This window comes from Desulfocicer niacini, from assembly GCF_054657595.1.
Genome location: NZ_BAAHYK010000001.1, coordinates 53,201 through 78,058 on the forward strand (window position 1 = coordinate 53,201; position 24,858 = coordinate 78,058).

Sequence of the window (24,858 nt, forward strand, 5' to 3'; positions counted from 1 at the left end):
AATGGCGGATGATTTAAAGAAAATGTACAAGACGGTGATGGATGATCATTTCACCCCGTCCATGGAGATCAGCTTTGTGGATGAAAATGGGCGACAGACCCTGTTTTACGAAAAGGTGGCATGGACCATTGACGGGGTTCAGAAGGGGCTTCGTTATGGTGAAAATCCCGGTCAGGAGGCGGCCCTGTACCGCCTGGTCAATGGGAACCTGTTGCTGGGCGGCATTGAAACCATCAAGCCGGGTAAATATATGGTGTCCAATCTGGAGCTTCTGCAGTCGGGCAAGCACCCCGGTAAAACCAACCTCACCGATGCTGACAATGCCTTGAATATTCTGCGGTATTTTTCCAGCACACCCGGTGCGGTGATTGTAAAACATAATAATCCCTGCGGCGCGGCCATTTCAGATACCCTGGAGAGTGCCTATGAAAAGGCCTATATGGCAGACCGGGTGGCGGCTTTTGGCGGCTGTATCGCCCTGAACCGATCCGTTGACAAGGCCACGGCAGAAGCCATTGCCAACCAGTACGCAGAGGTGGTGGTGGCCCCGGATTTTGAAGAAGGCGCTGTGGACATCCTGGCCCGTCGTAAAAATTTGCGGGTGATCCGTATCAACAATATCCATCGTCTGGAAAATTACATCGGTGAACGGGTGCTGGACTTTAAAAGCCTCATGGACGGTGGGATTGTGGCTCAGTGGTCATTTGCCCCCACAAGCCTTTCCAAAGAAGATCTCACTCTTGCTGAAACCACCTACAAGGGAAAAACCTACAAGGTGGATCGCCCGCCCACGGAAAAAGAGTACAGTGATATGCTGTTTGGATGGCTGGTGGAATCTGGCATCACCTCCAACTCCGTCATCTATGTGAAAGACAATGTCACGGTGGGGATAGGCACCGGAGAGCAGGATAGGGTGGGTGTGGCCGAGATTGCTGTGGACAAGGCCTATAGAAAGTTAATGGATCGACTGGCCTTTGAGCGCTATGCCACGGCCTTTAATCTGCTGGCGCAAGACGATGACCGTCGTGCGGAAATCATTGCCGATGTAGAGGTCCGGAAGGGTGGTCTTGTGGGTTCCACCATGGTCAGTGATGCCTTTTTCCCCTTCCGGGACGGGATTGACGTGGGACTTAAACAGGGGGTGAAATCTGTTATTCAACCCGGTGGCTCCATGAATGACTATGAGGTGATTGAGGCCTGCAACGAAAACGGTGCCACCATGGTGTACACCGGCCAGAGAAGTTTTAAGCACTGATCTGTTTGGATCGTTTTTGAAGATGACATGGGGATCGGCTGTCCCCGACAGCCGATCTTTAATAACTGAAAAGAGAAAGTTGATCCCGCCTGGCATCGGCGTGCTGTATGGTCACCTGGATGATATCTCCGGGTTTATGCTTCATGCCCCCCGACGGCAGTCGCCATTCCAGCATGAACTCCTTTATGAGGATGGTGAAAAAATCTCTGCGGCTGTCCAGAACAACGGCTTCCTGTGCAGATCCTTTCATGCCTTCAAGATATTTTAGCAGCCAGTACCGCCGACGCTGGAACTGTGCTCTGCCGGTGTTGGCCATGGGGACTTCCACCACCTGGAGTATGGAGTCGAGTTCGTCTCTTGTATAGGGGACTTCATAGCCCAGGATTCCACGGATCTGACGCTGGGTAAGCAGATCAAAATATCTTCTGATGGGGGAGGTGGCAGTGGCGTATGCTTTAACGCCAAGCCCTGAATGATGCTCGGGTTTAGTACCGGTGCTGGCCCGGTTAAGCTGTTTTCTCTGCATGCAGTTGAGAAATAATGAGGTTTCCACCCCCTGGAACAGACGCTGTTTGGGGTCCGGCTGGGACCGGAACACCGCCGGGATATCATGGCTGGCAACGAATTCGGCCATGAGGGAGTTGGCAAGGATCATCATTTCTGATACCAGCATGCGGGAGGGGTTTTCCCGGTCAATGCGGGAAATACCTATGTCTCCATTTTCTTCCACCCAGATGTTCACTTCGGGTAGGGTGATCTGCACCGCCCCGGCTTTCATGCGTTTTTCCCTTAATACCGTGGCAATTTTATGCAGGGTGGTGATGGGATCATCTTCGCCGTTGAGCATATTGGCTTCGGTGTAGGTCATCTGGTGATGCACCTTGATGATGCTGGCTGTGATTTCATAGTCAATGATTTCAAAAAAACGGTTGAGGCGCACCAGGGTGGAGATCCCTGGCCTTGTTTGTCCTTCAATGAGGCTGCACAGATCCTCGGACAGGTTGGGGGGGAGCATGGGAATTTTGTCATCTGGCATGTATATGGAACTTGCCCTGGACCGGGCATCCAGGTCAATGACATCATCATGTTTGATATAAAAACCCACGTCAATGATGTGAATTCCCAGACGATATCCGCCATCCTCCTCTTTTTCAAGACTGATGGCATCGTCATAATCCAGGGTGGACTGCCCGTCAATGGTGATAAGGGGCAGATGTCTTAAATCTTTTCTCCGGGGGTCTTCTGTGAAATCCTCATGGTTACTGATCAGCTGATTTGCCTTTTCCATAACTTCTTCTGGAAAACATGTGGGGATATCCAGGCGGATGAGATCAATGTTTTCATCCTGCTGCCATATGCCGGCCTTGACCATGAGGGAAAAAATTTGCTGGGGAGAATCGGTGCCCGCCCGGGACAGTATGGCCTTTGCATCGACGGCTGTGCTGCTCTCTCTTTCATGGATGTAATAATCGGTGAGGATGTTCAGGATTTCCGGTTCCAGGGGGGGCACATCGGCACCCTGGGCCATGCCTTTAATCCATGTGCCTGCCTTGTCTATGAGGCGTTCCCGGTCCTCTGCCTCCTGGATTTGTTTCAGTTTTAGCTGGATCTGTTCCGGTGCATTGGGGGTTAATACGTCTTTACCGAACTTGAAATACAGCTTGTCATTGAAGAATGCCCGTATGACTGCAGACTCATGATCCGAAGTCACCGGTGGATCAAAGCAAAGAGCGGTCATGGTGGGAATATCAATGGGGTCCCCATCTTCGTGGAGCAATTCCCACAACTCCTCAATGTCAAGGGTTTGTGACAGCTCTCTTCTTCTCTGGGAGATGCGCTTGAGTTCCCGGACAAGGGATTCCCTGGATGCTGACACATCAAGGCCATCCCGCGACACATGGGCCACCCGTCCCGCGGAAAGATTAACTTCACGGTTGTTTTCCGTAAGTAATTTTAACCGCAGGTTCTTTAATTGTGTCACCACTGCACAGATCACTCTTTGTTGATCAATATATTCTGCTATATTTCCTGTATCCATAACGGCAAACAATATCAGCATGTATGGTTAAAGTCAATTAACATGACGCCATTGCCCTTGAAAAAAAAAGGCGTTTCCATTAATATTAGCCCATGGCTTCAAAAGAGAATAATAAACAAAATGTAACACCTGCCCGGTGGGTGAATAGAAACGGGATTCCGGTGTTTAAACACGACCAGGATTTAACTCAGCTTTTTGCACAGATGGTGCCGGAAGATCTGTCGATCAATAGGAAAGACGGGTCTGGGGATACCGCCGGTAAGGATCCACCAAAGCCAGTGATAAGGGACCGTCATGGCTTGCCCTTTCTAGATAAGGATCAGCACCTTTCAGATGTGTTCAAGGTTTCGGAAAAAGAGGATGAATCGGCACCGGAAGAGGTGGAAAATTTTTCTGAGCTGCTGGAATCTTCATTGAAGGGAAAGAATCAGGATGCTCTTTTAAGGGAAAAGAGAGACCGGGCACCATCTGCGCCGGTGTCCCTTAAGAAACGCCTGAAAAGATATCCTCCCCCGGAAAAGCAGCTGGATCTCCATGGTCTGACGGGTGCTGAAGCAGATGTCCAGGCAGAAACCTACCTTCGTCATTCCTGGCGAAATGGTTTTTTTACCCTGCGTCTTGTGGTGGGCAGGGGCCTTCATTCTGAAGCGGGCGCCGTGCTGCCCCACGTGGTGGAAGATCTTCTGGTTCGCCTTAAACGTGATGGGGTGGTGCTCTGGTTTGAATGGGACAGAAAACAAAAATTCCGCAGCGGTGCCGTGATTGTTTATCTCAATCAGTTTGACTGACTCATTCTTGGTATCCCCGGCGATCGGTGTTGGGATTTGCCTGAGCCTTTTGAGATTCTTTTCTTTGATTTTTGTGTTTTTTTGCCAAAAAAATCAGAAACCCTTTTGCTTGTGGCTTGTCCAGGCTAGGAAAATAGGCTCCTGACCTTTACGGTCGACTCATTGCCCCCGCTGATATTTTCCCACGGCTCGATTATGCTCTCTTAATGTTGCTGAAAAATGATGGGTGGTGTCATTTTTGGACACAAAAAAGTAAAATCGACTGTCTGCCGGAAACAGAGCCGCCTCCATGGCTTGCCTGCCGGGATTTGCAATGGGACCAGGCGGCAGCCCTTTAATTACATAGGTGTTGTAGGGAGTGGGGGTTTTTAGATCCCTTCTGGTGAGATTGCCATTAAAGTCTGTTATGCCATAGATCACTGTGGGATCACTTTGAAGGCGCATGTTGCGTTTGAGTCGGTTATGAAATACCGATGAAATCAGCGGACGCTCTTCGGGGGTGCCGGTTTCTTTTTCAATGATAGAGGCAAGGGTCACCACCTGATGGATGGAAAGGCCTCTCTGGGTGGCCCGGGTTCTCCATTCCGGGATAAAAACCGCCTGGAATCTTTTAACCATGGTGGTGAGAATAGCTTTTTCTGGGGTATTTTTTTCAAAAAAATAGGTGTCTGGAAACAGGTATCCCTCCAGGTTGTCCGTGGCTATTTCAAGGCTTTTGCAAAAGGCTGGGTCATGGGCAAGGGCCATGAAATCTGCCTGGCTTCCCAGCCCCGCAATCTCAAGTTGCCGGGCCACTTCCGCCACGGTGAAGCCCTCGGGCAGGGTGATGCGGTGGCGCTTGACTTTACCCCGGGACAAAATATCAAGCACATGGGCCGGAGACATGGCAGCGGAGAGTTCATATTCCCCTGCCTTGATGACTCCGGCTTTTTTCTGGAGTCGGACAAAGACCTGGAACAAAAGACTGTTTTTTATAAGATGATTGCGGTACAGGGTATCTGAAATTTGTTTAAGAACACTGCCCCTGGAAATGGTGATAAGTCGGGTGCTGCCCCGGGATGTCAGGGGCGTGTCTGCAAAATGCCTTATATAACTGAATCCTGCCAGGGTGGTTATGGTGCACATCATCAATAATGCCAGGGCTGTTTTTTTCAATATTTGACCCATGTTCAGGAGATATCCTTTGGTTTTGTAATGAACATCGGGCATGATTTCGGCCCTGGTTTTAAAAAAAGAGAGCATAAATCAGGTGGCCATTCATGTCAAAGGGTTTGACGGTTTTTTGTCCGTCTGATCCAGTCGGGCAGCCAATTGTGACGCTCTTGTTCCTGTTGTGATTATGTCCCTCCCATTATCCAGTAAGAGAGGCCCTGCTTTGTCTGAAAAACACGGATTGTATGTCCATGTTCCCTTTTGTGTAAAAAAATGTCGGTATTGCGATTTTTATTCCACCAGTGATCTTGCCCTGAAAGCTGACTTTGTGACAGCTCTGGTAAAGGAAATGAGCCTGCGCTCCCTGGAAGATCATGTCATTGACACTATCTATTTCGGGGGCGGCACCCCTTCGGTGCTCACGGCCGGGGAAATGGAAATCATATTGTCCGGCATCCATGATCTGGGTTGTATTGCCCCTGATACTGAGGTAACCATGGAGGTGAATCCCGGCACCGTGGATGATGCCTATTTTGCCGACATGCATTCCCTTGGGGTTAACCGATTGAACATGGGTATTCAGTCCTTTCAGGATGATAAACTTAAATTCCTGGGTCGTATTCACAATGCCGCCGATGCGGTGGACGCTCTTAAAGGGGCCCGCCGGGCTGGGTTTGAAAACATTGGACTGGATCTGATGTTTGGTGTTCCCAACGAAACTGCCGATAGCTGGTGCCGGGACATGGACACCGCCTTTTCTTTCCTGCCGGAACACCTTTCCTGTTACATGCTTACCTATGAACCAGACACGCCTCTTTACAATGGGTTTAAAACCGGCAGTGTTATTCCCCTTGGGGAACAGGCGGTGGCAGATCTTTTTATTGCCACATCCCATTGGGCAGGCCTGCGGGGGTATGATCATTATGAAGTGTCAAACTTTGCAAGAAGTCCCTCACATCGTTCCCGGCACAATGGAAAATACTGGACCGGAGTGCCTTACAAGGGGGTTGGTCCTGCGGCCCACTCCTTTGATGGGGCGGGGCGTTCCTGGAACTATCGGGATGTCCACCGGTATATCCATGCGCTTGATAGCGGCAGGCTTCCTGTCATGGAAAAAGAGCTGCTAACCCGGGAACAGGTGTTGATGGAAAGAGTGATGCTGGGTTTGAGGACCTTTGATGGCATGGAAATTCCGGCATTTGAGAAACTTTCCGGACAGGCGTTTAAGGTGCAGTTCAAAAGGGTTCTGGATGGGGTGAAGTCCCGGAAATGGGGAGACTGCCGGGGGGGGCGATTTGCCTTGAATCTGGCAGGGATGGTTTATCTGGACACGGTGGTGGAGTGGTTTGTGGAAGAGATTCAGTGAGGCATTTTTCAATTTTCTGTGACCAAGTCCAGTTGGCGGATAAAATTGCGAGGCTTGATCATCACAGCACCGCCAAAGGTGAGGCGGGTCAGGCTTGCGTTAACACAGGCCTGCCCCCATTACCGTAGCAATTTTCAACATTGGTCGGTGGTGTGATTAAACCTGATTATTTCCCAACGGCTTTGTCCGGGTTTGCTTCCACTTTTTTCAAAATTTCCATGGATTTTTCTTCGGGCAGCCATTCAACGGAACCTTCACCCACATCATAGATGGCCCCCACTACCTTAACCTTGCCTGCGGCAACCAGATTACGGGTGGCCGGGCTTTCCATGAACAGCTCTTCAATGCCGGTCCAGATATTTTCTTCAATGGCCATGGGGATGATATCCATGCCTTTGACTTCGGGATGATCTGCCATGGCTTTTTTAACGGCGGGAATAATATTGTCCACCAGGGGGGGGATATTTCGTTCCAGTTCATGACCATGTCCCAGCACCGCCTGGGTGACAGCGGTGACGGCACCGCACTGGGTGTGCCCAAGCACCACCAGTACCGGGGTGTTCACATGGGCAAGGCCGTATTCAATGGAGCCCCTTTCATCCACATCGCAGACATTCCCTGCCACCCGGATGACAAAAATATTCATGATACCGGCGTCAAAAATGGCTTCCAGGGGGATACGGGAGTCAGAGCAGGTGATCACCGTGGCATAGGCGTGATCGCCCTGATTTTCAGAACCTGCCTGGATCAGTCTGGCAAGGTTGAGATGGGGATGGGTGGATTCTCCGTGGACAAATCGCTGGTTGCCTTTTTTAAGAAGGGCAATGGCCTCATCCGGGGTGGGTTTGCTGTCAAAGGGATCTGCGGCGGGGTGGGCTGCCTGGTCCACGGCAAGGGCCGTTGCGGTGGTTTCTTCAGCGGCAAGGGATGCCCCGTGGGTTTCTTCTGTTTTATGGGATTCTGCCGCCACATGGGTGTCTTGTTTTTTCTGGGATTCTGCCGCCACGTGGGGTTCTTCCGGGGCGGGTTCTTTCGCTACTTCCAGGGTGGGTGCTGCCTGATGCTGGGTCTCCTGCTCTGCAGCGGCGGTCTCCGGTGCCGCAGTGGCATGGGGCTCTGCGGTCATTGCGGTTTCACCCGGGGGGGCATGGGTTTTTTCTTCCCCACCAAAGGTGACCATCAGGATAAAGCACACCATCAATCCCAGGTAAGTCCAAAGAATTATTTTTGTTTTTTTTTCTTGCATCCAAATTCTCCTCATTTTAAACCCCACTTTTTAAAGTTGGGTTTTAAATAAATAATTGGCCTGTTTTTTATTTCCTTTTTTAAACGGGTGCCCGGCCTTGTGATGGCAAGCGTTTTAAAATTTAATTTTTCTTCCGGAGCTGCCGGGTGTCCCCCACCCGGATGGTCAGATTAATGGCATCAAAGTATTCAATCAGGGGGATGATGTACTTGCGGGAAAGCCCTGCCATGTCCTTGAACTGGGGGGTGGTGATCTCCCCGGCTTTGTTCAGAAAGGTCACCAGTTCAGCTTCGATATCGGCAATGGCCCTGGCATCAAAGTAAAGATCGTCCTTGGTTTTGACAATGCGTTTTTCGTCTATGAGCATCTGTAGGACATCCCTTGCCACCTTGGCATCCACCTCCAGATCCTGGCAGATGGTGCGGAAAAAGGGTGGCGTCAGCCCGGAGCTGGTGTACAGATCAAGGATTTTTTCTTTTATGGCTTGTTCATCCACCTGCAATGCCACTTCGTGCTGGGAAAGACGTATGGAGCCCTTATCCTGGACGACCTTGTCTTCCTTGGTAAGCCGGGCAATAACCAGGGGAAAGAGCTTGGAATCCTTGTCGTTGAAAGCCCGGAATTTGGATTTCAACTCCTGGCTGGGCATGCCTTCCTTTAAGGGATTTTCTGTGTGGTAGGTGGCAAGTCGCTCCAGCACCTTGCCTGCAAGATCGTCAAAGATATTGCCATGGATGTAAATGCGCTGGTCTTTATCGGTCTGTACCAGACGACGATTAGCCAGCATTTTCTGCAGGGCAGCTTCGAGCTTTTTATCGGTGATGCTGGTCATGATCCTGAGGTCGGCAAAGGAAACCCCGGCAAATTTCCCCTGCTCGGCAAAATAGGAGAGGATGGCTTCATTGTCGTCCCCGGTCAGGCAGGCCATGCCCTTTATGGCATGGGTATCGGAAAGTTTGTGCTTTGCGGCAACGGGATTGAGAATTTGGCCGCCGCCAATGGTTTTCACCGGGGAGTAGCTTCTGATTACAAAGTGATCGCCCTTCATCAGGCACACCGGGGTTTCCAGGCGGATCTGTACACAGGCGGTATCGCCGGGGGTGAGCTCCGGCCGATCCAACAGGACCACATGCCCGAATACTTCACTGGTGCCGGAATGAAATCGCACCCGGGTTCGGGCCTTGGCCGGTTTGGCGTTGCTTGAAAGAAATAAAAGTTCGGCATCCACCATATAGCTTGGGTGCAAGGTGTCCGGAGTGGACAGAACATCTCCCCGGTCAATGGTTTCCCTGTCCAGTCCCTGAAAATTGATGGCGGTGCGGGACCCTGCCGTCACCGTTTCCACGCTGTTGCCGTGGACCTGGATGCCCCGCACTTTGGAAGTGATGCGGGAGGGAAAGATCATGATGTTATCGCCCACGTTTATTTTGCCCGATGCCAGGGTGCCGGTGATCACCGTGCCGAATCCCTTCATGGAAAATACCCGGTCCACGGGCAGTCGGAAGATGGGGGATGCCGTGCGGGGGGGGATTTTGTGGCACAGTTCATTGAGGGTTTTCTTGAAATCTTCAAGTCCCTCCCCGGTGGTGGCGGATACGGGCACGATGGGAGCGTCTTCCAGAAAGGTGCCCTGGGTGAACTCCAGGATATCCTCCATGGCAAGTTCCATGAGTTCTTCATCCACCAGATCAATTTTAGTCATGGCAATGAACCCGTGCTTGATGCCCATGAGGGTGCAGATTTCCATGTGTTCACGGGTCTGTGGCATCACCCCTTCGTCTGCGGCAATGGCCATGGAGACAATGTCGATGCCACTGGCCCCGGCCACCATGTTTTTTACAAATTTTTCGTGCCCCGGCACATCCACAATACCCACCACTTCACCGCTTTCCAGGGGAATGGAGGCAAACCCGAGCTCTATGGTGATTCCCCGCTGTTTTTCCTCTTTGAGCCGGTCAGTTTCAATGCCGGTCAAGGCCCGGATGAGGCTGGTTTTGCCATGGTCAATGTGGCCTGCGGTGCCCAATATGATCTGGTCCACTTTGCTTTCCCCTTGTGTTATTTTGATTTTCGTTTGCGCATCATCTGCATGAGGTAGGCGGCCGCCACAAGGCCCCCACCCAGGGCAAGGCCTTGGAACATTGTCCATTCCGGGCGGAAAATACGTGTGAGTAAAATGCCAAAGACCATACCCAGTATCAGTCGTACCACAAAAACTGGAAAACTGCTCATGTCTGTTTTTTATCCTTTTATCAAGGTCCAGCACTTCTGGCTTCGGCTGTCCGGGGAGCATTTATGATATCCTCCCGTATTTTTAGTCAAAATCAGGTGTGCTGATCAAGGTGATCCAATGTTTGCAAAAAAAACAGAGGGGCCGCTGCTGATGGCAAACACTTAAAAGTGTCATAGATCAGAATCAAGCCCATGGAAGCACACTGGAGTTGTTAATATCCGAAAAATAATAAACAAACTTGAAACAGGGGTCAATATGAATTTTTCAGGATTTTAGCCGATTTTGATGAGAATTGCCCCGGCCACAATGATCATGGAGCTGATGATGCGGTTTAATCCCACCTTCTCCTTGAATACCAGAAAGCCGATGCCGATGCCAAACAGGGTGCTTACCTGGCGCAGGGCCGAGGCATAACTGGCCTGGGCTTCTTCCAGGCCCAGCCGGAAGGTGATGAAGGATAGCAGCATGATCATGCCGCCAATCACGAGCCTTTGGGGATTGTATTTTATTTCTGAAATCACCCGGAGTGTCTGGTGCTGCCAGATCACCCGAACCAGATGAAAAATCAGCATGTAAACGGATAAATGAAAGGTGTAAATAAAGATATCCCCGGTCATCACCCCTAATTTGTCGGCCACTGCCCCGAAGGAGTAGAAAAACGAGGCGGCAAGGGCTGTTAAAACACCAGCTGGCAGTGACTGGGACGTTTTTTTGAATCGGGGACGGATGCTCAGGGTGCCCCGCTGGATGGTCACCGCACCATAAATGATCAGGGCAATGCCCGCGGCACCGGCAGGAGAAATGATTTCATCCATGAGAAAATAGCCCCAGACAACAATGTAAACCGGTCCGGTCACGGTGAGGGGATATACCAGGGTGAGTTCCCCTTTTTCCAGAGAAACCGCCACAAAATACTGGTAGAGAAAAAAGAAAAATCCGGCGGCAAGGGCGCTGTACATGGCCGATGGTACGAAAAATGTGGTGGTTGAATGAAATAGTGTAATATATGCCCCCAATCCGCCAACGGTGATGCACATCATTACAAAGATGGCGCTGGTTTTATCCCGGCAGGTTTTTAAAGCACTGTTCCACAATACATGGAACAGGGCACTGAGAATAATGAAGCCAAAGCCTTTTAAGGTCATGATTTTCTGTTTCCGGGTGAGGAGTGAAATACTCCCTAAAAGTGTGAAATGTTTTTGGGTTGATCGCCTTTAGCTTCCATTGTGCCGGATAGGATGGCTGTTGGGGGCTATGTTGGTGCGGGTTTTCATATAAGCCCACATGGCAGTAATTACCTGCCACAACGAAAATTGAAACTCTAATTATTGCAGCATTTTAGACGGAGTTTCATATAAAAAAATCACATATCCTATCGGACACAACAAATATCGGGTCGTAGACGCGGAGCCAAATGGTATTATACCGCCGCCGCCCCCCGACGGGCAATGGGCCCGGACCGGAACTGTAGACAGTTCAATTGTCCGGTTCCTATTGCCCATCGGGGGGCGGCTCTGCTGAGGTTGCCTTTTCATATAAAAAAAAGAATGCCCGGATTATCTATTCTTTTTGGAGGGGTTTGGCAATGTTGAAAAAAATATTTATGGGAGTTTAAAAAAATAGATTGAAATTTAAAATCAGGTCTGGTATAAAGTCCGGGTTTGATTGTGGTGGGTGTAGCTCAGTTGGCAGAGCGCTAGGTTGTGGTCCTGGATGTCGAGGGTTCGAGCCCCTTCACTCACCCCATTTAAAGAAATATGTAAGTTAAGATTGCGATTGTGCGCCTGTAGCTCAGCTGGATAGAGCGTCGGACTTCGAATCCGCAGGTCGGGAGTTCGAATCTCTCCAGGCGTACCATAGATATCATGGGGTTACAGCAAAAGCTGTAATCCTTTTTTTATTTGGGGTGACAATAGGGTGACACCCGTGCAAGGTTGCCCATAAAAAAAGATCATCTCCATTCCCGAAAATGATCTTTAAATTCCTCCTGATTTTATTAAGCAACAATCACATGAAGATTCTCCCCACCTGCTGAACCTCACTCTTTTCAACAATGTGAATGACTGTAAAACACACATTTTCACATCTGAATTCATGCTAATCCTGCTAAAGTTGCTAAAGTGATTGAAATTACAATGATTATCTCTTGCTAATGTTTTTTTGAAGGCTTTTGAGCGCGCCCCGGCAGGGGAAACCGGTCTTGTTCTCTGGCGGTGGGTGAAGTGGGAATTTCGGATTAATCCCGATTTCCTATGTCTGTGAAGTTTTGGGGACATAACCGCTTTACCCTGGCCCCTGCATATGGCGTCAAAAAACGCAGCCTCACCCGGCAAGAAGAAAGGGAAGCACCGCGTCTCCCGGACCACATTATCACCTTGCCCGGTACCAGCCCGATCACTGCCCACCAGCACCGCCTTAATAATCCCCACCTCTGGTCATTTCAACCATGGCTGTGTATTCGGCAGGGACAACACCGTCCTCAGCAATGCGACTTTTAGGCAACCTGCCACCACACTCAACACCACATTCAATAGCAGCGTCGCACTCCTGCTCTTTCCACCCGAAACTATTTTGATTATATCCCCTCCTTGTCGGTTGCAGCTTGCAACTGGACTTGCAACCAGATCGGTTTCCCCTCTGTGTCAATGTAAGTGAGACACTAGCCCCTTGAAAAATTAATGTAGGGCGGATAGGATAATCACTTATGAAAAATAACGACAAAATTCAAGAAACCACAAATTTTATCAACTTGGATGAGAAAGCGCTTCCTGCTAGGGTCTGTAATTTTATGGACATTCTCGTCCATTATGTTCGTACGGTGATATATTCATGGAATGGGAAAATGGGTGCCCAGATTTTTACCTTATGCCCAGGGAATGAAATTCAAAATGTTGACCATGTGATTTTCTAGGTGGGCTCAGTGGGTTTGGTGGGCTTGAATTTTTCATTGTCACGGTAGATGCGGCTCTCTGTAAGGATGGAACTGGCGGTGTTGCAGCACAAACAGAAACAGCTGTGTCATAAAAAAGGCTCTGATCATGGCATTTCAGTAGTCATCATGCATTGGGTTGGCCGAGTCCACCAAGCCAACGAAGCCCACCGTTAAAACCTCTCGGTTTTTCGGGAACAGATAAAGTATCTTGAAGTGCTCGCTTTTAATTGTACTATATTTTTAACCTCTTACAAAAGAGAACCCTAAAAAAGGAGATCAACATGAAAGGTGTGATCACTGCCTTGTTAATTTTCGGCGCGGCCGCAGTCGCTGCCCTGAACTACCACTTCATCCTGATGGACGACAATCTTAAAGTTTTGAAGAAAACAGAAATGACCCTGGAAGACACTTTCGTGAACGCCAGGGGGGCGGAAAAGCTTAAAATCCTGCTGCGGCCAGCACTGATTAAGGCGGGTATCAAGGATATTCTGGAAAAAGAACAAAAGTAAATCCAAATTTCTGTTTTTCCGTGATTGATGCGCAAGAGTTTTTGCGGGATTTAAGGGTGATATCGGAAACTCGGCCAATGAAGGGCCGGTCTGCTCCTGAATAGAGTTGTTTTTTGTTGATACCAACGCCAGATTGATAGTGTCGGCTTATCTATAAAAACCCGGCCCAGCGTGTCAATGGCTGGGTATGACTAACTTTAACAAAATTTTCCAGGCGTGTTTAGATGAGGACATTAAGCAAAGTATCTAAATCGAGTATAATTATTGCTGGGGTGTCCTTGGATTTACCCCCTCTGTTTAAAGCGTGCAAGGATAAAATAGACCAGTGGAACCGTATTCTTGACAATAAATTTCTCGTAAAATAAAAGGAACCCTCGGGCAGGTGTGAATACCATCTGGAATCGGATGAACCCCAATTAGGGTGTCAGGCACATATTTGAAACGATCATGGAGACCATGGGAAAAGGAAAAACGATGAGACCAGTCAGATCAATGCTTTCCGTACCAGGGCATATCCAGGCAATGCATGGCAAGGCTGCCAACAGCGATGCGGATGTAGTAATGCTCGATCTCGAAGACAGCGTCCCGCCGGATAAAAAAGCCAAAGCCCGCACAACGATTATCAAATCCCTTGCTGACATTGACTGGGGGAGAAAGACGGTGGCTGTCCGGGTAAACGCATCAGATACCCGGTTTGCCTACAAAGATGTGATCCAGGTGGTTGAAGCCGCCGGACAGCGCATGGATATCCTTGTGATTCCAAAAATCAACACTCTGAAAGAGGTCCACTTCTTTTCCTGCCTGCTGGACGGTATCCAGATGGAAAAGAACATGACGCAATATATTCGCATCCAGGCATCCATTGAAACCGCCCAGGGCCTTGAGGCCGTATCATCCATAGCCGGTGGAAGCAGACGACTTCACAGCCTTGTCTTTGGTATTGCCGATTATTCCGCGTCAATCGGGGCAGGGCTGACCTCTGTTTCAGGACACGGGGAAAGCGACGATGAATGCTATCCCGGGCACCGGTGGCATTATCCTATCAGCAAAATGGTTGCTGCGGCAAAGGCCAATAACCTTCTGGCAATTGACGCCACCTATGGGGATTTTAAAGATCAGGAAGGTCTCCGGCGGTCCGCTGGCATGGCCCGTGCCATGGGGTGTGACGGCAAGTGGGTCATCCATCCGGCCCAGATCGATACGGTGAACCAGGTGTTTACCCCTTCGGATCAGGAGATCACCAGGGCAAGGTCAATTATTGAGGCAGTGGACGCCGCAGAGGTTTCGGGAAGGGGAGCCATTGCCATTGAGGGTAAAATGGTTGACCAGGCAACCGTGAGGCTTGCAAGGCTGTTATGGGAACAGGCATCTCATCTTGGGCTTGTCTAAAGCATTTTTCTTTTATCCTCTAAGCGTATGTTACGCCTGTTGTCCAGATGGATATCCGCATCCAGCAAGAACAGACACATGCTCAGCTAAGAGAACATTTTGGGGGGGGGGAATGTCAGAATAAATGGACAAATATTTTTTGATTATTTTGATCAAGTTGAGAAATTTTCACAACCAATGAACCATTGGCACAAAGGTTATTTTTGTTGAAATAATTTTATACCTATAAGCCCAGGCTTTCAAGACGATTCGACAAATTCTTTGCCCTTGTAAAGAGTTCTATTCAAATATTCCTCCTTTTGTCTAGGCTTTGAATGGTTTTTCCAATCATCTCGATGTTCCAACAGCATACATCTGACATGGATTTTCATGCATCCCCCTTCGAAACAGAGCCATGGCATAAGCAAAGTCAGTGGCTGACTCCTTATTGCGATTATAAGAACTGCGAAAAAAATTTTGAAGACGACACATGCCCCCCTTCAGCTTTCAGGATGATGAATCAGGCCGGATCTTAAACTCGGGTGGCTGTGCGGTGTTCTGAAGTTTTGTAAAAATCCAAGACAGTGTCCATTAAATGCGCTATCATATGGATCGTGGGTTCACTGAGTAATCCTTTTTATACATCATAAAAGCAAAGAAAGAGATCCAATGAATGAAATCTACACCCCAGACACCAGCACCCAAATAAGCCGCCCGATTTACCTGTCCTCTGTGGCAGCTGGATTTCCCTCTCCTGCTGAGGATTATGTTGAAGGCACCCTGGACCTGAATAAACATTTAATCAAACACCCGGCAGCAACTTTTTTTGTTCGTGTCAGCGGGGATTCCATGATCAAGGCCGGTATCTTTCCAGATGACATCCTTATTGTAGATAAATCCCTGGAGGCCACGGACAAGAAGATTGTCATTGCTGTCCTGGATGGAGAGTTGACCGTGAAGCGCCTTCGGTACCGGGGAAAACAGATCTTTCTTGAGCCGGAAAATGATTTGTACCAGCCCATCAGAGTAACAGAGGAAGGCGCTTTTGAAATTTGGGGTGTTGTCACCAATGTGATCCATAAGGTGTAATGTATGCCGGTTTTTGCCCTGGTGGACTGCAATAATTTTTATGTCTCCTGTGAGCGGGTCTTTAATCCTCAACTTGTGGACAGGCCCGTCATTGTGCTTTCCAACAATGATGGATGTGCTGTTGCACGTTCCAACGAAGCCAAAGCGCTGGGGATTGGCATGGGCCAGCCTTTTTTCAAGATTCGGTCCATTGTAGAAGCCAACAGGGTTCGTGTGTTTTCATCCAATTATCCCCTCTATGCTGACATGTCCAACCGGGTGATGCAGACATTGGCCCAATTTACCCCGGCCATGGAAATCTATTCCATTGATGAAGCGTTTCTAGATCTGACAGGCTTTGTCTTTACAACCCTTGTTGATTATGCCCGGGATGTCCGCAAGAAGGTGAAAAAAGATACCGGGATACCAGTATCCATAGGCATTGCGCCCACTAAAACCCTTGCCAAGATTGCCAACCGCATTGCCAAGCAATCTTCCAGGGCCGATGGGGTGCTGGATCTTACTCCGGAAAAATATAGAGACCTTGCCCTGAAAATGATCCCCATTGAGGATGTCTGGGGCATTGGCCGACGTCTGAGTCCTTTTCTCAAACAGAGGGGGATCAACACCGCTCTGGACTTTAAAACCGCTTCTACATCCATGATCAAAAGAAAAATGGGTATCAACGGAATCCGAACCCAGAAGGAGTTGTCCGGGGAATCGTGTTACCCCCTGGAAGCAGGTCCCACCAGGCGAAAGTCCGTGGCCGTATCACGCTCCTTTAAAACACCTGTTACCACCCTTGATGAGTTGTCCCAGGCGATCTCCCTCTACATTTCCCGAGGGGCTGAAAAATTGCGGTACCAGGAGAGCTTTGCCGAAGCGCTCACCGTGTATGTGATGACAAACCGGTTTAAATCAGAGTCTTATTATTACAACTCCAAAACAGTGGTGTTTCCCACGGCTTCCAACAACACCCCGGAGCTGATCCGGAAGGGGAAGCGTCTGTTAAGGCAGATTTTTCAATCAGGAAAATATTACACAAAGGCGGGGATTTTGTTTTCCAGCCTTACCCGGGCAGGCCAGGTACAGCTGGACCTGTTTGACGCAACTGACAGGGACCGGTCTCAAAGGTTGATGAGTGCCCTGGATAAAATCAACACCCGCATGGGGAGCTACTCTGTGCGGTATGCTGCCATGGGGCTTTCTGGACAGCAGCAATGGAAGGGGGCATGTGATCATCGATCCCAGGCCTACACGACTGACTGGGAGCAGCTATTGCGTGTTTATTAGATAATAATGTATTTACTCTGTTGAATATGGGAATTAATGGGTTTCTGCGATTTAAAAAAATGTTTTTTATGAATAATGCATGTAGTCATGAGTTTTCAATACTCAATACAAGTATTTAGGATCTTATGCATAGTTTGGAAAATATCTTTATATTAATCAGCGTTGTTGATAGATCAAGTTGAATATTAGGAGATATGTGATAGAAACAATTAAGAAGGTATATGCAAGGTGCGTGAGAAAGCTATCAGACTCTTTATAAATTAATCGACTTTTAAAGTAAGAGAAGTAAGTTGCATTTTATGATATCTGACACAGACATGAAGGAGATTAAACCCAAGGAGCCTTCACCCCGCTCTCCCTATGAGAACAGGAGAACTGCTGGTTCGGCGAGGGCTTATTGAGAAAGGCCTTGTGTTGATGATAAGCCGGCGTCTCATTCAAAGGTTCCCCACAGAAAACGGTTTCAACTACGTCGCTGGAGAAACGGCAGCGCCATTTCTTGCCTCAGTCACCGCTATTTATTTCCAGCAGAGCAGAGACCGGGCACAATGGGTGGTCAAACAGTACTTAGGGATATTCCGGAGCGAACTCATTTTGGTGAAGTCCAATTTGATTTTGATGTAACCTTTGGAGAGAAATTGCGATTTTTTCGTGCGTCTGCTGGCGGAAACTTCAAGGTGCAGAACTTACTCGATGAGGCTTCTGAAGGGAAGGTTCTCAAAAAACTTCATAAACATGACAAAACTGACAATGTGGCTGGATTCTACCTCGAAAAAATCGGACTTCTTGGGAAACGCATATTACGTAGCAAAAAAAAGGTACGACTCAGAGCCTTAGTTTCAGAAATCTGGCGAAATTTGCGATTGTCCAGGAAGGTGAAATTCAGCAGACGGGTTCACCCTTCTGGGGCGGTCACTACACTCGTAGGAATGCCGAGCTGGCGACCATAAAACTCCTTCTAACAGGAGTTGATGACTCTAATTCTCCGGCGGTCCGTTGGCATGGCCCGTGCCATGGGTTGTTGAGTTTCTTCATAAATAGACACATTCCCCCTCCGGACGGGATGGGGAATGTGTTTTATGATGCTGTTGGTTATCCTGACAGGAAATCATGGGAACAATCAAACATAAACCAAATGAACAGGTATGCTGACACTTTTATTTACCCACTGGACAGCTTTGTTCACACATCCGGCAATATTTAATGATCTTTACCGGCTTGTCAAACGCCTTGTCTGTTTTCTCTTTGGCAAGGGCGATATTTTTTTCCATCTGCTGATTGCATATGGGGCGTGCATAGGTGCCATCCCTTGCCGGAAGAACGGTTTGACCATACTCTTGGGCAGTATACATTGTTTTGTTAAATGCTTTTTGGGGACAGGCGTTCCGGCAGATATCGTCACACTGGCCGCAGGGGTTAAATCCTGTGGGCCCGGTGGATGGGGCCGCTATATCCAGGGCCATGGCCCGAAGCCTCACCCGTGGACCAAACTCCGGAGTTACCAGCATATTGTTTCGACCAATGCATCCAAGACCTGCCATGGTTGCGGCATCTTTTAGGTAGATACCGCCTTTTTCAACATGGTAGGGAAAGTGGAACACCTTTATGTCAAATTTATTGGGAATCCATTCACAAAGTTCGTTGATAATACTCACCAGGATTTTATTACCCGCTGGAGAGATAGGACCGAACCACCAATCCATCTCAGGTTTTTCCAGGGGGTGTTCCACGGCGATGACCAGAATAGATCGGGCATGATCCGGCCATTTTACCTCACCGGGGTTAAGTTCCATTTCATTTTCCCGGGTACCCACGCCTTTGCCTGCTCCAGGCATTTTGGGGGCAAATGTAAATGCACCGATTGCCTTGAGATCATCCACAGCGGCAAATCCTGCCAGATGTGCACCCAATGTCTTTGCTTTTCTGAGAATGGCCGACGATGCGGCAATGATATCACTGTGATTCATAAAAAATCCTTATTTGCAGAAGTCAATATTCGGCTTGATCATGTAAATTTTGGGGCAGTGCCTCATAGTCATTGTTTGGGGCTGCGTGGTATAGCTATTGCTATGTGAGCAGGCCAAACAGGTGAAGATGGGGTGCTGACCGAATATTTACTTTAAAAAAACATTAATGATGTTGCTCATTTATAACCATGTGTCGACCAATGGTATCAATGTTTTTTATGTTCTTTTTTAAGGAGAATCAGCATGGAAATCACCATGCCCAGCATAACAAATGCAAAGGGTAGCGCAGCTACAATGGAGGCGGTCTGTAATGCTTTTAGTCCACCGGTGATCAGCAATACCACGGTGATTGACCCGATGAGAAAACCGAAAATAAGCTTTATGGGGGTACTGGGCTCCAGTTCACCACCTGAGATGATCATACCCACAAAAAAAGAAGCTGAGTCAGCTGAGGTAATCAAAAAGATAATCAGGTTGAAAAAAACGATAAAACTGATGAGTCCGCCCAGGGGGTATTGAGTCAGCAGAGTGAATATACCGGACCCGGCGTCTGCCGATATTGCTTTGTACATTTCAAGGGTACCGTTTATTTCCGCATGAAGGGCGGATCCACCGACCACGTTGAACCAGACCACAGTGATGACAAGGGGAACAAGAATAACACCGAAAATAAATTCTCGGATGGTACGTCCCTTGGAAATACGGGCCACAAATCCCCCCACAAAGGGTCCCCATGCAATCCACCAGCACCAGTAGAAGATGGTCCACCAGCCCATCCATTTGCCTTCGCTGGCTTGGGCCATGGGATCTGTCCAGAAGGACATGAAAACCAGATGAGAAAAATACTGCCCCACGGAATCCACCATGAGGTTAAGCAGAAAACGGGTGGGGCCAGCGAAAAGGAAGAATAAGAGTACTAAAAAGGCAAGGACCATATTTAAATTACTCAGAATCTTGATGCCCCGGTTCAGTCCGGAAACCGCTGAAATGGTGTAACCCACAATTAATATGAGCATCACCACCACAAGACCGGTGGTGCCAAGCTCTGCACCAAAAACATGTTTAATCCCAAATCGAATGGACATAAGGCCCATGCCAAGGGATGTGGCAATGCCCGCGATGGTGGCAAAAGCCGCCAGAAAGTCCACCAGTTTTCCCCACATGGAGTTGGTTTTTTCGCCAAGGATACCGTAAAGGGAATTGGCAATGGATAAGGGCATTTTAAGACGATAGGTTGTGTAAGCGATGGCAAGGCCAGCAATAGCATAACATACCCATCCGTGGATGCCCCAATGGAGCAGACTGATCTGCATGGCTACCGGTGCGGCTTCGGGCGTGGCGCCCTTGGCCAAATAAGGGGGCGACATATAGTGATAAAGGGGCTCTGCAACCCCCCAGAATATAAATCCAATGCCGATGCCGCAGCTGAAAAGCATGGCAATCCATGAAGAAAATGTAAATTCAGGCTTGTCTCCATCCTGTCCCAAAGGAATATCTCCATATTTGCTCATACCGGCCCATGCCAAAAATATAATAAAAATGGACACGGTCAGCATGAAAAACCAGCCGAAATTTATCGATATCCAGCTTTGGGAGCTGTTCATTGCCGTGGCAAATCCTTCGGGTAGAATAATTCCCCACAGGGTGATGGCAGAACAGAGAATCAATGTTCCCCAGAAAAGGGTGGTATCGTGTTTTCCCAGAAAACCCTGGGTGTCTGTTTGCGAGATGTCTGTCTGAACTGTTTCTTTCATTTTATTTCCTTTTACAACTGGAAAGACTTTCAGGTTAGCCATGGCCCTGCATCCATGAATCATGTATGGCAAGACCTTAAGGCCATGGCGGTTATCTACCATGGTCATGGGCGGTACATGTAGGAAAAGCTTTTTTCGGTTTTGGTCATAAGATGGTCCATACTGGAGAGGGGGCAGGCTTGCGTTATTGGCGCTTTTGTTGAAAATTGACTTGAAATACAGTTCATTGTCAAAAGCATGGAACCTGAAAACATTCACGTTCCAATAACACAAGCTTGACCCCATTGGCCCGCCAGTTGTGACGAGTGGTCCATCTTGTGACCAAGTCCCTTTTTTTATGCCAGTATTGTTTAAACAATTATAATATTTTCAAGCAAAATACATACCATATTAATTAAAAGCGTTTCAAATTATGAAACGCAGGTATAATGGTGTTGCTGGTATTCTATTTGAGATGGACATTGACATGGGGACGTTTGGTTTTTTTACTTGTCAAATTTATTTTACGTTTTGTCAAATTTTTATGCGCAATGGAGCTGTTCACTGCATTACGACTGTTTGATTTTTATCTGATATAATTTGGGGCGAAGGTTTAATTTTTTGATTTTATAGCTGAGCAGTTGGCGTGACATACTAAGATTTTTTGCTGCCATGGCGATGTTGCCGGCGCTTTTTTCCAAGGCCTGTAAAATGGTGCTTTCCTCAAGCAGACGCTTTTGATGGGCCAGATCCACGTTGGAAGGTGTCGCCTCGGCACCGTGGGAATGGGGAGAACCACATGGGATAGAGATATTGTTGGTATCCGATTTCCATGGTGACAAAGGCCATGGCTGGGTGCTGGGTGCTGCGTGGCCTTTGTCAAGCAAAGGATTCTTGCCTTCACTGTTTTGCACCAAAGAGCAAGGAGGATTTGCCTGGACGTCATTATTGGAAATACCAAGAAGGTTGGCGAAGTAACAATGCTCCAGTTTCAGTATGGTTTCTTCTTTTTCTGTCATATTAACGGCATTTTCAATGACATGCTCCAGCTCCCGAATGTTCCCGGGCCAGCTGTAATTCCAAAAAAAATCAATAACCTCCGGTGCGATAATATTAATATTTTTGCCCATGCGACAATTGCATTTCTGAAGAAAATGACGGCCCAGCTCCTCCAAATCCACCAGCCGTTCCCGCAACGGCGGAATGGAAATATAAATTACCGCCAATCGGTAAAAAAGATCCATTCTGAATTTTCCGCTTCCCACCAACTCCCGGGGATCCGTATTCACAGAGCAGATTATTTTTATATCCAGATCTATATTGGAGAGGGAGCCCACCCGTCTAACCTTTTTTTCCTGAAGAACGCGCAGCAGTTTGCCCTGGAGGGAAAGGGGCATGGAGTTTATTTCATCCAGAAAAAGAGTGCCACCGTTTGACTTTTCAAACAAGCCGGCCCTGTCCACGGCACCGGTGTAAGCGCCTTTGGTGGTGCCGAACAGGATGCCTTCAATGAGGTTTTCCGGAATGGCCGCACAGTTCACATCAATGTATGGCTTTGCGTTTTCATAGTAGAAATTGTGAATTGCCTGGGCAAACAGCTCTTTTCCCGTTCCGGTCTCTCCGTAGAGCATCACCGGAGATGGTGAATTTGCGGCCATTTTGGCACTTTTTACAGCATCCGCAAAGACAGGGGCTGATCCGATGATGCTGGCAAATGTAAAACGGGTGCCTTCAGCAAAGGTATTGTTGTTATTGGGGGTTAAAAATGAAGGAATGGTTCTTTCAAGGATATTATAATCCTTTACAAAGCAGATGGTGGCAATAACCTTTCCGTTTTTGCGAAGGGGAAATACACTGTGAATTGTGTTGCCGACATTGGCATTCTGGGAGCGGTAGGAGAGGGCATAGTTGATGATGGGACGACCATGTTGCAGCACCCGCATGCAGGTGCTGCTGTCGTTATTGTATTTGTACACATCATTTATTTTTTTGCCAATGACATTGGCCGGGTCCAATTTATCTATGGTGGCCTGGATTTCGTTATAAAAAATCATAACCCCATTTTCATCTGTCATGAGAATGCCAAGATCCATGTCGCAAAACAGTTCCCAGATATTAATCTGATCAAAGTCAAAATTGCTGGACATGAATTTTTTTAAATCTGGGTTCATTGGCTGATTTCCTTAACAATAGTGTGTGTTAGTAAATATTTGGTTTGTGCGAGAACGGGGTCAGGCTTGTGTTATTGGCGTTATTGACCAAAGCCGGGGCGAATCCGAAATGCCACCGACAATGCCCATAGCCCAAGCCTTCCCCCTCCCCGTTATATGTCAATGAAATATAACATATTCGGGATGTTTTCGTCAAAAAGGTGAAGGGCCGACTTCCTGTTGGAAGACTTGCCTTTCTTATGGTTACCCCGGACGTTTGTTGCATATTTCAGGCTGTTTTTGTCAAAGAACTTTTTTCCTAACATGGAAAACTTGGCTCTCTGGGCTAAGTTTTTTTACTTAGGATATATGGAAATGTGCATGCATTCCTGCCTGGAACTGGTGGTGCTTTCCGATGAAATAATTGATTCATTTTTCACATATTTCAAAGGCGTATCCATCGACGATGACACCCTTGCCCTTGCCCTGAAAATGACCGCCATTGAAGATGTCTGGGGCATTGGCCGACGATTGAGCCCTTTTTTCAAGCAGCGGGGGATCAACACCGCCCTGGACTTTAAAACCGCCTCTCCATCCATGATCCAAAGGAGGGTGGGCATCAATGGAACCCGGACCCGTAAAGAGTTGTCCGGGAATCCTGCTACCCCCTGGAAGCAGGTCCCATCAGGCGAAAGTCGGTGTATCAGGCTCCTTTAAAACATCTGTTACCACCCTTGATGAGCTGTCCCAGGCGATTCCCCTCTACATTTCCCGAGGGGCTGAAAAATTGCGGTACCAGGAGAGCTTTGCCGAAGCGCTCACCGTGTATGTGATGACAAACCGGTTTAAATCAAAGTCCTATTATTATAACTCTAAAACAGTGGTGTTTCCCACGGCTTCCAACAACACCCCGGAGCTGATCCGGAAGGGGCAGTGTCTGTTAAAGCAGATTTTTCAATCAGGAAAATATTACACAAAGGCGGGGATTTTATTTTCCAGCCTTACCCGGGTAGGCCAGGTACCGCTGGATCTGTTTGACGCAACTGACAGGTACCGGTCTCAAAGGTTGATGAGTGCCCTGGATAAAATCAACACCCGCATGGGGAGCTACTCTGTGCGGTGTGCTGCCATGGGGCTTTCTGGACAGCAGCAATGGAAGGGGGCATGTGATGATCGATCCCAGGCCTACACCACTGACTGGGAGTAGCTGTTGCGTGTGTATTGATTTTGGATGGACTGCTTACCATGGAGGCAATGACAAACACGGAACCTGAAATCATCATGGCAAAGATCACGCCGTATGTGATCCATGAAGGCAGCCCCCCCCGGGGGAAAAAGGAGCTGGCCCCATGGTAGATTTTTGATTGTTAAGTGGCAGAGTGTTTATTTGTTCGTAAAATTGATTTCTCGCCACAAAATCAGATCCAGTAAATAGAGTTCATACTGACCAAATGTTTTCTCAATCCAGTCTTTCAGAGCTTTTAAATCTCCGTTATTCACCGCGTTGTCAAATATATCAATATTCGTGTCATCATCAATTTTATAACCAAGTCTTTCAATGCTTCTGTCAATGACGTTGCCGGCAAGATTTCCAGGCTCAAAATTTTTTACCCATGTATGTTTTGCCAGAATTTTTAAATCATTCAAGAGCCTGGAATCTATCTTCATGGTTTCCACCAGATATTTTTCAGTGGCTTTTGCTGTCTGAGAAATGAGTTCAGCCTTTTTCACGTTTCCTCCTTTTTGTGTTAGATTTATTG

Annotated in this window: 23 protein-coding genes and 2 tRNA genes; 14 read left to right on the forward strand and 11 right to left on the reverse strand. The window is 48.1% G+C overall.

What is annotated here, in order from left to right; genetic code table 11:
* Position 1 precedes the first annotated feature (1 nt).
* A complete protein-coding gene (locus ACYQ2M_RS00320; RefSeq protein WP_459914309.1) occupies positions 2-1,255 on the forward strand; it encodes an IMP cyclohydrolase in 1,254 nt (417 codons plus the stop codon).
* A gap of 58 nt (positions 1,256-1,313) precedes the next feature.
* Here ACYQ2M_RS00320 and ACYQ2M_RS00325 read toward each other — a convergent pair whose 3' ends face one another.
* A complete protein-coding gene (locus ACYQ2M_RS00325) occupies positions 1,314-3,293 on the reverse strand; it encodes a ribonuclease catalytic domain-containing protein (RefSeq protein ID WP_459914310.1) in 1,980 nt (659 codons plus the stop codon).
* 299 nt (positions 3,294-3,592) lie between these two features.
* Here ACYQ2M_RS00325 and ACYQ2M_RS00330 point away from each other — a divergent pair, with 299 nt between their 5' ends.
* Positions 3,593-4,081: a Smr/MutS family protein gene (locus ACYQ2M_RS00330; protein WP_459914311.1), complete on the forward strand. Its 489-nt coding sequence runs from the start codon at positions 3,593-3,595 to the stop codon at positions 4,079-4,081.
* A 159-nt stretch (positions 4,082-4,240) separates the two neighbouring features.
* On the opposite strand, the gene mltG is transcribed toward ACYQ2M_RS00330, so the two are convergent.
* Positions 4,241-5,248 (reverse strand): endolytic transglycosylase MltG, encoded by a 1,008-nt coding sequence (gene mltG / locus ACYQ2M_RS00335; RefSeq protein ID WP_459914312.1) that lies wholly within the window; start codon positions 5,246-5,248, stop codon positions 4,241-4,243.
* Positions 5,249-5,456: 208 nt separating this feature from the next.
* Here mltG and hemW point away from each other — a divergent pair, with 208 nt between their 5' ends.
* Positions 5,457-6,599, forward strand: coding sequence for a radical SAM family heme chaperone HemW (gene hemW, locus ACYQ2M_RS00340; RefSeq protein WP_459914313.1), 1,143 nt, complete (start codon positions 5,457-5,459; stop codon positions 6,597-6,599).
* A gap of 166 nt (positions 6,600-6,765) precedes the next feature.
* Here hemW and ACYQ2M_RS00345 read toward each other — a convergent pair whose 3' ends face one another.
* The 4 genes from ACYQ2M_RS00345 to ACYQ2M_RS00360 form a co-directional block, all read right to left on the reverse strand.
* Complete coding sequence (locus ACYQ2M_RS00345) at positions 6,766-7,845, reverse strand: carbonic anhydrase (RefSeq protein ID WP_459914314.1); 1,080 nt, start codon at positions 7,843-7,845, stop codon at positions 6,766-6,768.
* Between the two features lie 121 nt (positions 7,846-7,966).
* The gene (selB, locus tag ACYQ2M_RS00350) at positions 7,967-9,886 is read right to left on the reverse strand and encodes a selenocysteine-specific translation elongation factor (protein ID WP_459914315.1); all 1,920 of its coding nucleotides are present in this window, start codon (positions 9,884-9,886) and stop codon (positions 7,967-7,969) included.
* A 17-nt stretch (positions 9,887-9,903) separates the two neighbouring features.
* The gene (locus ACYQ2M_RS00355) at positions 9,904-10,077 is read right to left on the reverse strand and encodes a hypothetical protein (RefSeq protein ID WP_459914316.1); all 174 of its coding nucleotides are present in this window, start codon (positions 10,075-10,077) and stop codon (positions 9,904-9,906) included.
* A gap of 273 nt (positions 10,078-10,350) precedes the next feature.
* Positions 10,351-11,223, reverse strand: coding sequence for a DMT family transporter (locus ACYQ2M_RS00360; protein ID WP_459914317.1), 873 nt, complete (start codon positions 11,221-11,223; stop codon positions 10,351-10,353).
* Positions 11,224-11,748: 525 nt separating this feature from the next.
* On the opposite strand from ACYQ2M_RS00360, the gene ACYQ2M_RS00365 reads away from it, so the two are divergent.
* Positions 11,749-11,824, forward strand: a tRNA-His gene (locus ACYQ2M_RS00365).
* Between the two features lie 34 nt (positions 11,825-11,858).
* Positions 11,859-11,935, forward strand: a tRNA-Arg gene (locus ACYQ2M_RS00370).
* Between the two features lie 558 nt (positions 11,936-12,493).
* Here the strand turns inward: ACYQ2M_RS00370 and ACYQ2M_RS00375 are convergent.
* Positions 12,494-12,799 carry a YpsA SLOG family protein gene (locus ACYQ2M_RS00375; RefSeq protein ID WP_459914318.1) on the reverse strand — a complete coding sequence of 102 codons (306 nt, stop codon included), beginning with the start codon at positions 12,797-12,799 and terminating at the stop codon, positions 12,494-12,496.
* Between ACYQ2M_RS00375 and ACYQ2M_RS00380 the strand changes: the two genes are divergently transcribed.
* The 7 genes from ACYQ2M_RS00380 (at position 12,783) to ACYQ2M_RS00410 (ending at position 18,198) form a co-directional block, all read left to right on the forward strand.
* Positions 12,783-12,989 carry a hypothetical protein gene (locus ACYQ2M_RS00380; RefSeq protein ID WP_459914435.1) on the forward strand — a complete coding sequence of 69 codons (207 nt, stop codon included), beginning with the start codon at positions 12,783-12,785 and terminating at the stop codon, positions 12,987-12,989. The genes ACYQ2M_RS00375 and ACYQ2M_RS00380 overlap by 17 nt on opposite strands.
* Positions 12,990-13,291: 302 nt before the next feature.
* A complete protein-coding gene (locus ACYQ2M_RS00385; RefSeq protein ID WP_459914319.1) occupies positions 13,292-13,519 on the forward strand; it encodes a hypothetical protein in 228 nt (75 codons plus the stop codon).
* A gap of 474 nt (positions 13,520-13,993) precedes the next feature.
* On the forward strand, positions 13,994-14,908 hold the full coding sequence (locus ACYQ2M_RS00390; RefSeq protein WP_459914320.1) for an HpcH/HpaI aldolase/citrate lyase family protein: 915 nt from the start codon (positions 13,994-13,996) through the stop codon (positions 14,906-14,908).
* Between the two features lie 648 nt (positions 14,909-15,556).
* Positions 15,557-15,976 carry a LexA family protein gene (locus ACYQ2M_RS00395; protein ID WP_459914321.1) on the forward strand — a complete coding sequence of 140 codons (420 nt, stop codon included), beginning with the start codon at positions 15,557-15,559 and terminating at the stop codon, positions 15,974-15,976.
* A 3-nt stretch (positions 15,977-15,979) separates the two neighbouring features.
* Positions 15,980-17,248 (forward strand): Y-family DNA polymerase, encoded by a 1,269-nt coding sequence (locus ACYQ2M_RS00400; protein WP_459914322.1) that lies wholly within the window; start codon positions 15,980-15,982, stop codon positions 17,246-17,248.
* Between the two features lie 360 nt (positions 17,249-17,608).
* On the forward strand, positions 17,609-17,872 hold the full coding sequence (locus ACYQ2M_RS00405) for an ABC-three component system middle component 2 (protein ID WP_459914323.1): 264 nt from the start codon (positions 17,609-17,611) through the stop codon (positions 17,870-17,872).
* Positions 17,797-18,198, forward strand: a complete 402-nt coding sequence (locus ACYQ2M_RS00410; RefSeq protein ID WP_459914436.1) for a hypothetical protein — start codon at positions 17,797-17,799, stop codon at positions 18,196-18,198. The genes ACYQ2M_RS00405 and ACYQ2M_RS00410 overlap by 76 nt, the downstream gene beginning before the upstream one ends.
* Before the next feature lie 207 nt (positions 18,199-18,405).
* On the opposite strand, the gene ACYQ2M_RS00415 is transcribed toward ACYQ2M_RS00410, so the two are convergent.
* The 3 genes from ACYQ2M_RS00415 to ACYQ2M_RS00425 form a co-directional block, all read right to left on the reverse strand.
* Positions 18,406-19,215, reverse strand: a complete 810-nt coding sequence (locus tag ACYQ2M_RS00415) for a 4Fe-4S binding protein (RefSeq protein ID WP_459914324.1) — start codon at positions 19,213-19,215, stop codon at positions 18,406-18,408.
* Positions 19,216-19,421: 206 nt separating this feature from the next.
* The gene (locus ACYQ2M_RS00420; RefSeq protein ID WP_459914325.1) at positions 19,422-20,969 is read right to left on the reverse strand and encodes a BCCT family transporter; all 1,548 of its coding nucleotides are present in this window, start codon (positions 20,967-20,969) and stop codon (positions 19,422-19,424) included.
* Between the two features lie 548 nt (positions 20,970-21,517).
* A complete protein-coding gene (locus ACYQ2M_RS00425; RefSeq protein WP_459914326.1) occupies positions 21,518-23,119 on the reverse strand; it encodes a sigma-54 interaction domain-containing protein in 1,602 nt (533 codons plus the stop codon).
* Positions 23,120-23,473: 354 nt separating this feature from the next.
* Here ACYQ2M_RS00425 and ACYQ2M_RS00430 point away from each other — a divergent pair, with 354 nt between their 5' ends.
* Together ACYQ2M_RS00430 and ACYQ2M_RS00435 are read left to right on the forward strand one after the other, a co-directional pair.
* Positions 23,474-23,815: a DNA polymerase Y subunit UmuC family protein gene (locus ACYQ2M_RS00430; RefSeq protein ID WP_459914327.1), complete on the forward strand. Its 342-nt coding sequence runs from the start codon at positions 23,474-23,476 to the stop codon at positions 23,813-23,815.
* Complete coding sequence (locus ACYQ2M_RS00435; RefSeq protein WP_459914328.1) at positions 23,721-24,305, forward strand: DinB/UmuC family translesion DNA polymerase; 585 nt, start codon at positions 23,721-23,723, stop codon at positions 24,303-24,305. The genes ACYQ2M_RS00430 and ACYQ2M_RS00435 overlap by 95 nt, the downstream gene beginning before the upstream one ends.
* Positions 24,306-24,481: 176 nt before the next feature.
* Here ACYQ2M_RS00435 and ACYQ2M_RS00440 read toward each other — a convergent pair whose 3' ends face one another.
* Complete coding sequence (locus tag ACYQ2M_RS00440; protein ID WP_459914329.1) at positions 24,482-24,829, reverse strand: hypothetical protein; 348 nt, start codon at positions 24,827-24,829, stop codon at positions 24,482-24,484.
* Positions 24,830-24,858 lie beyond the last annotated feature (29 nt).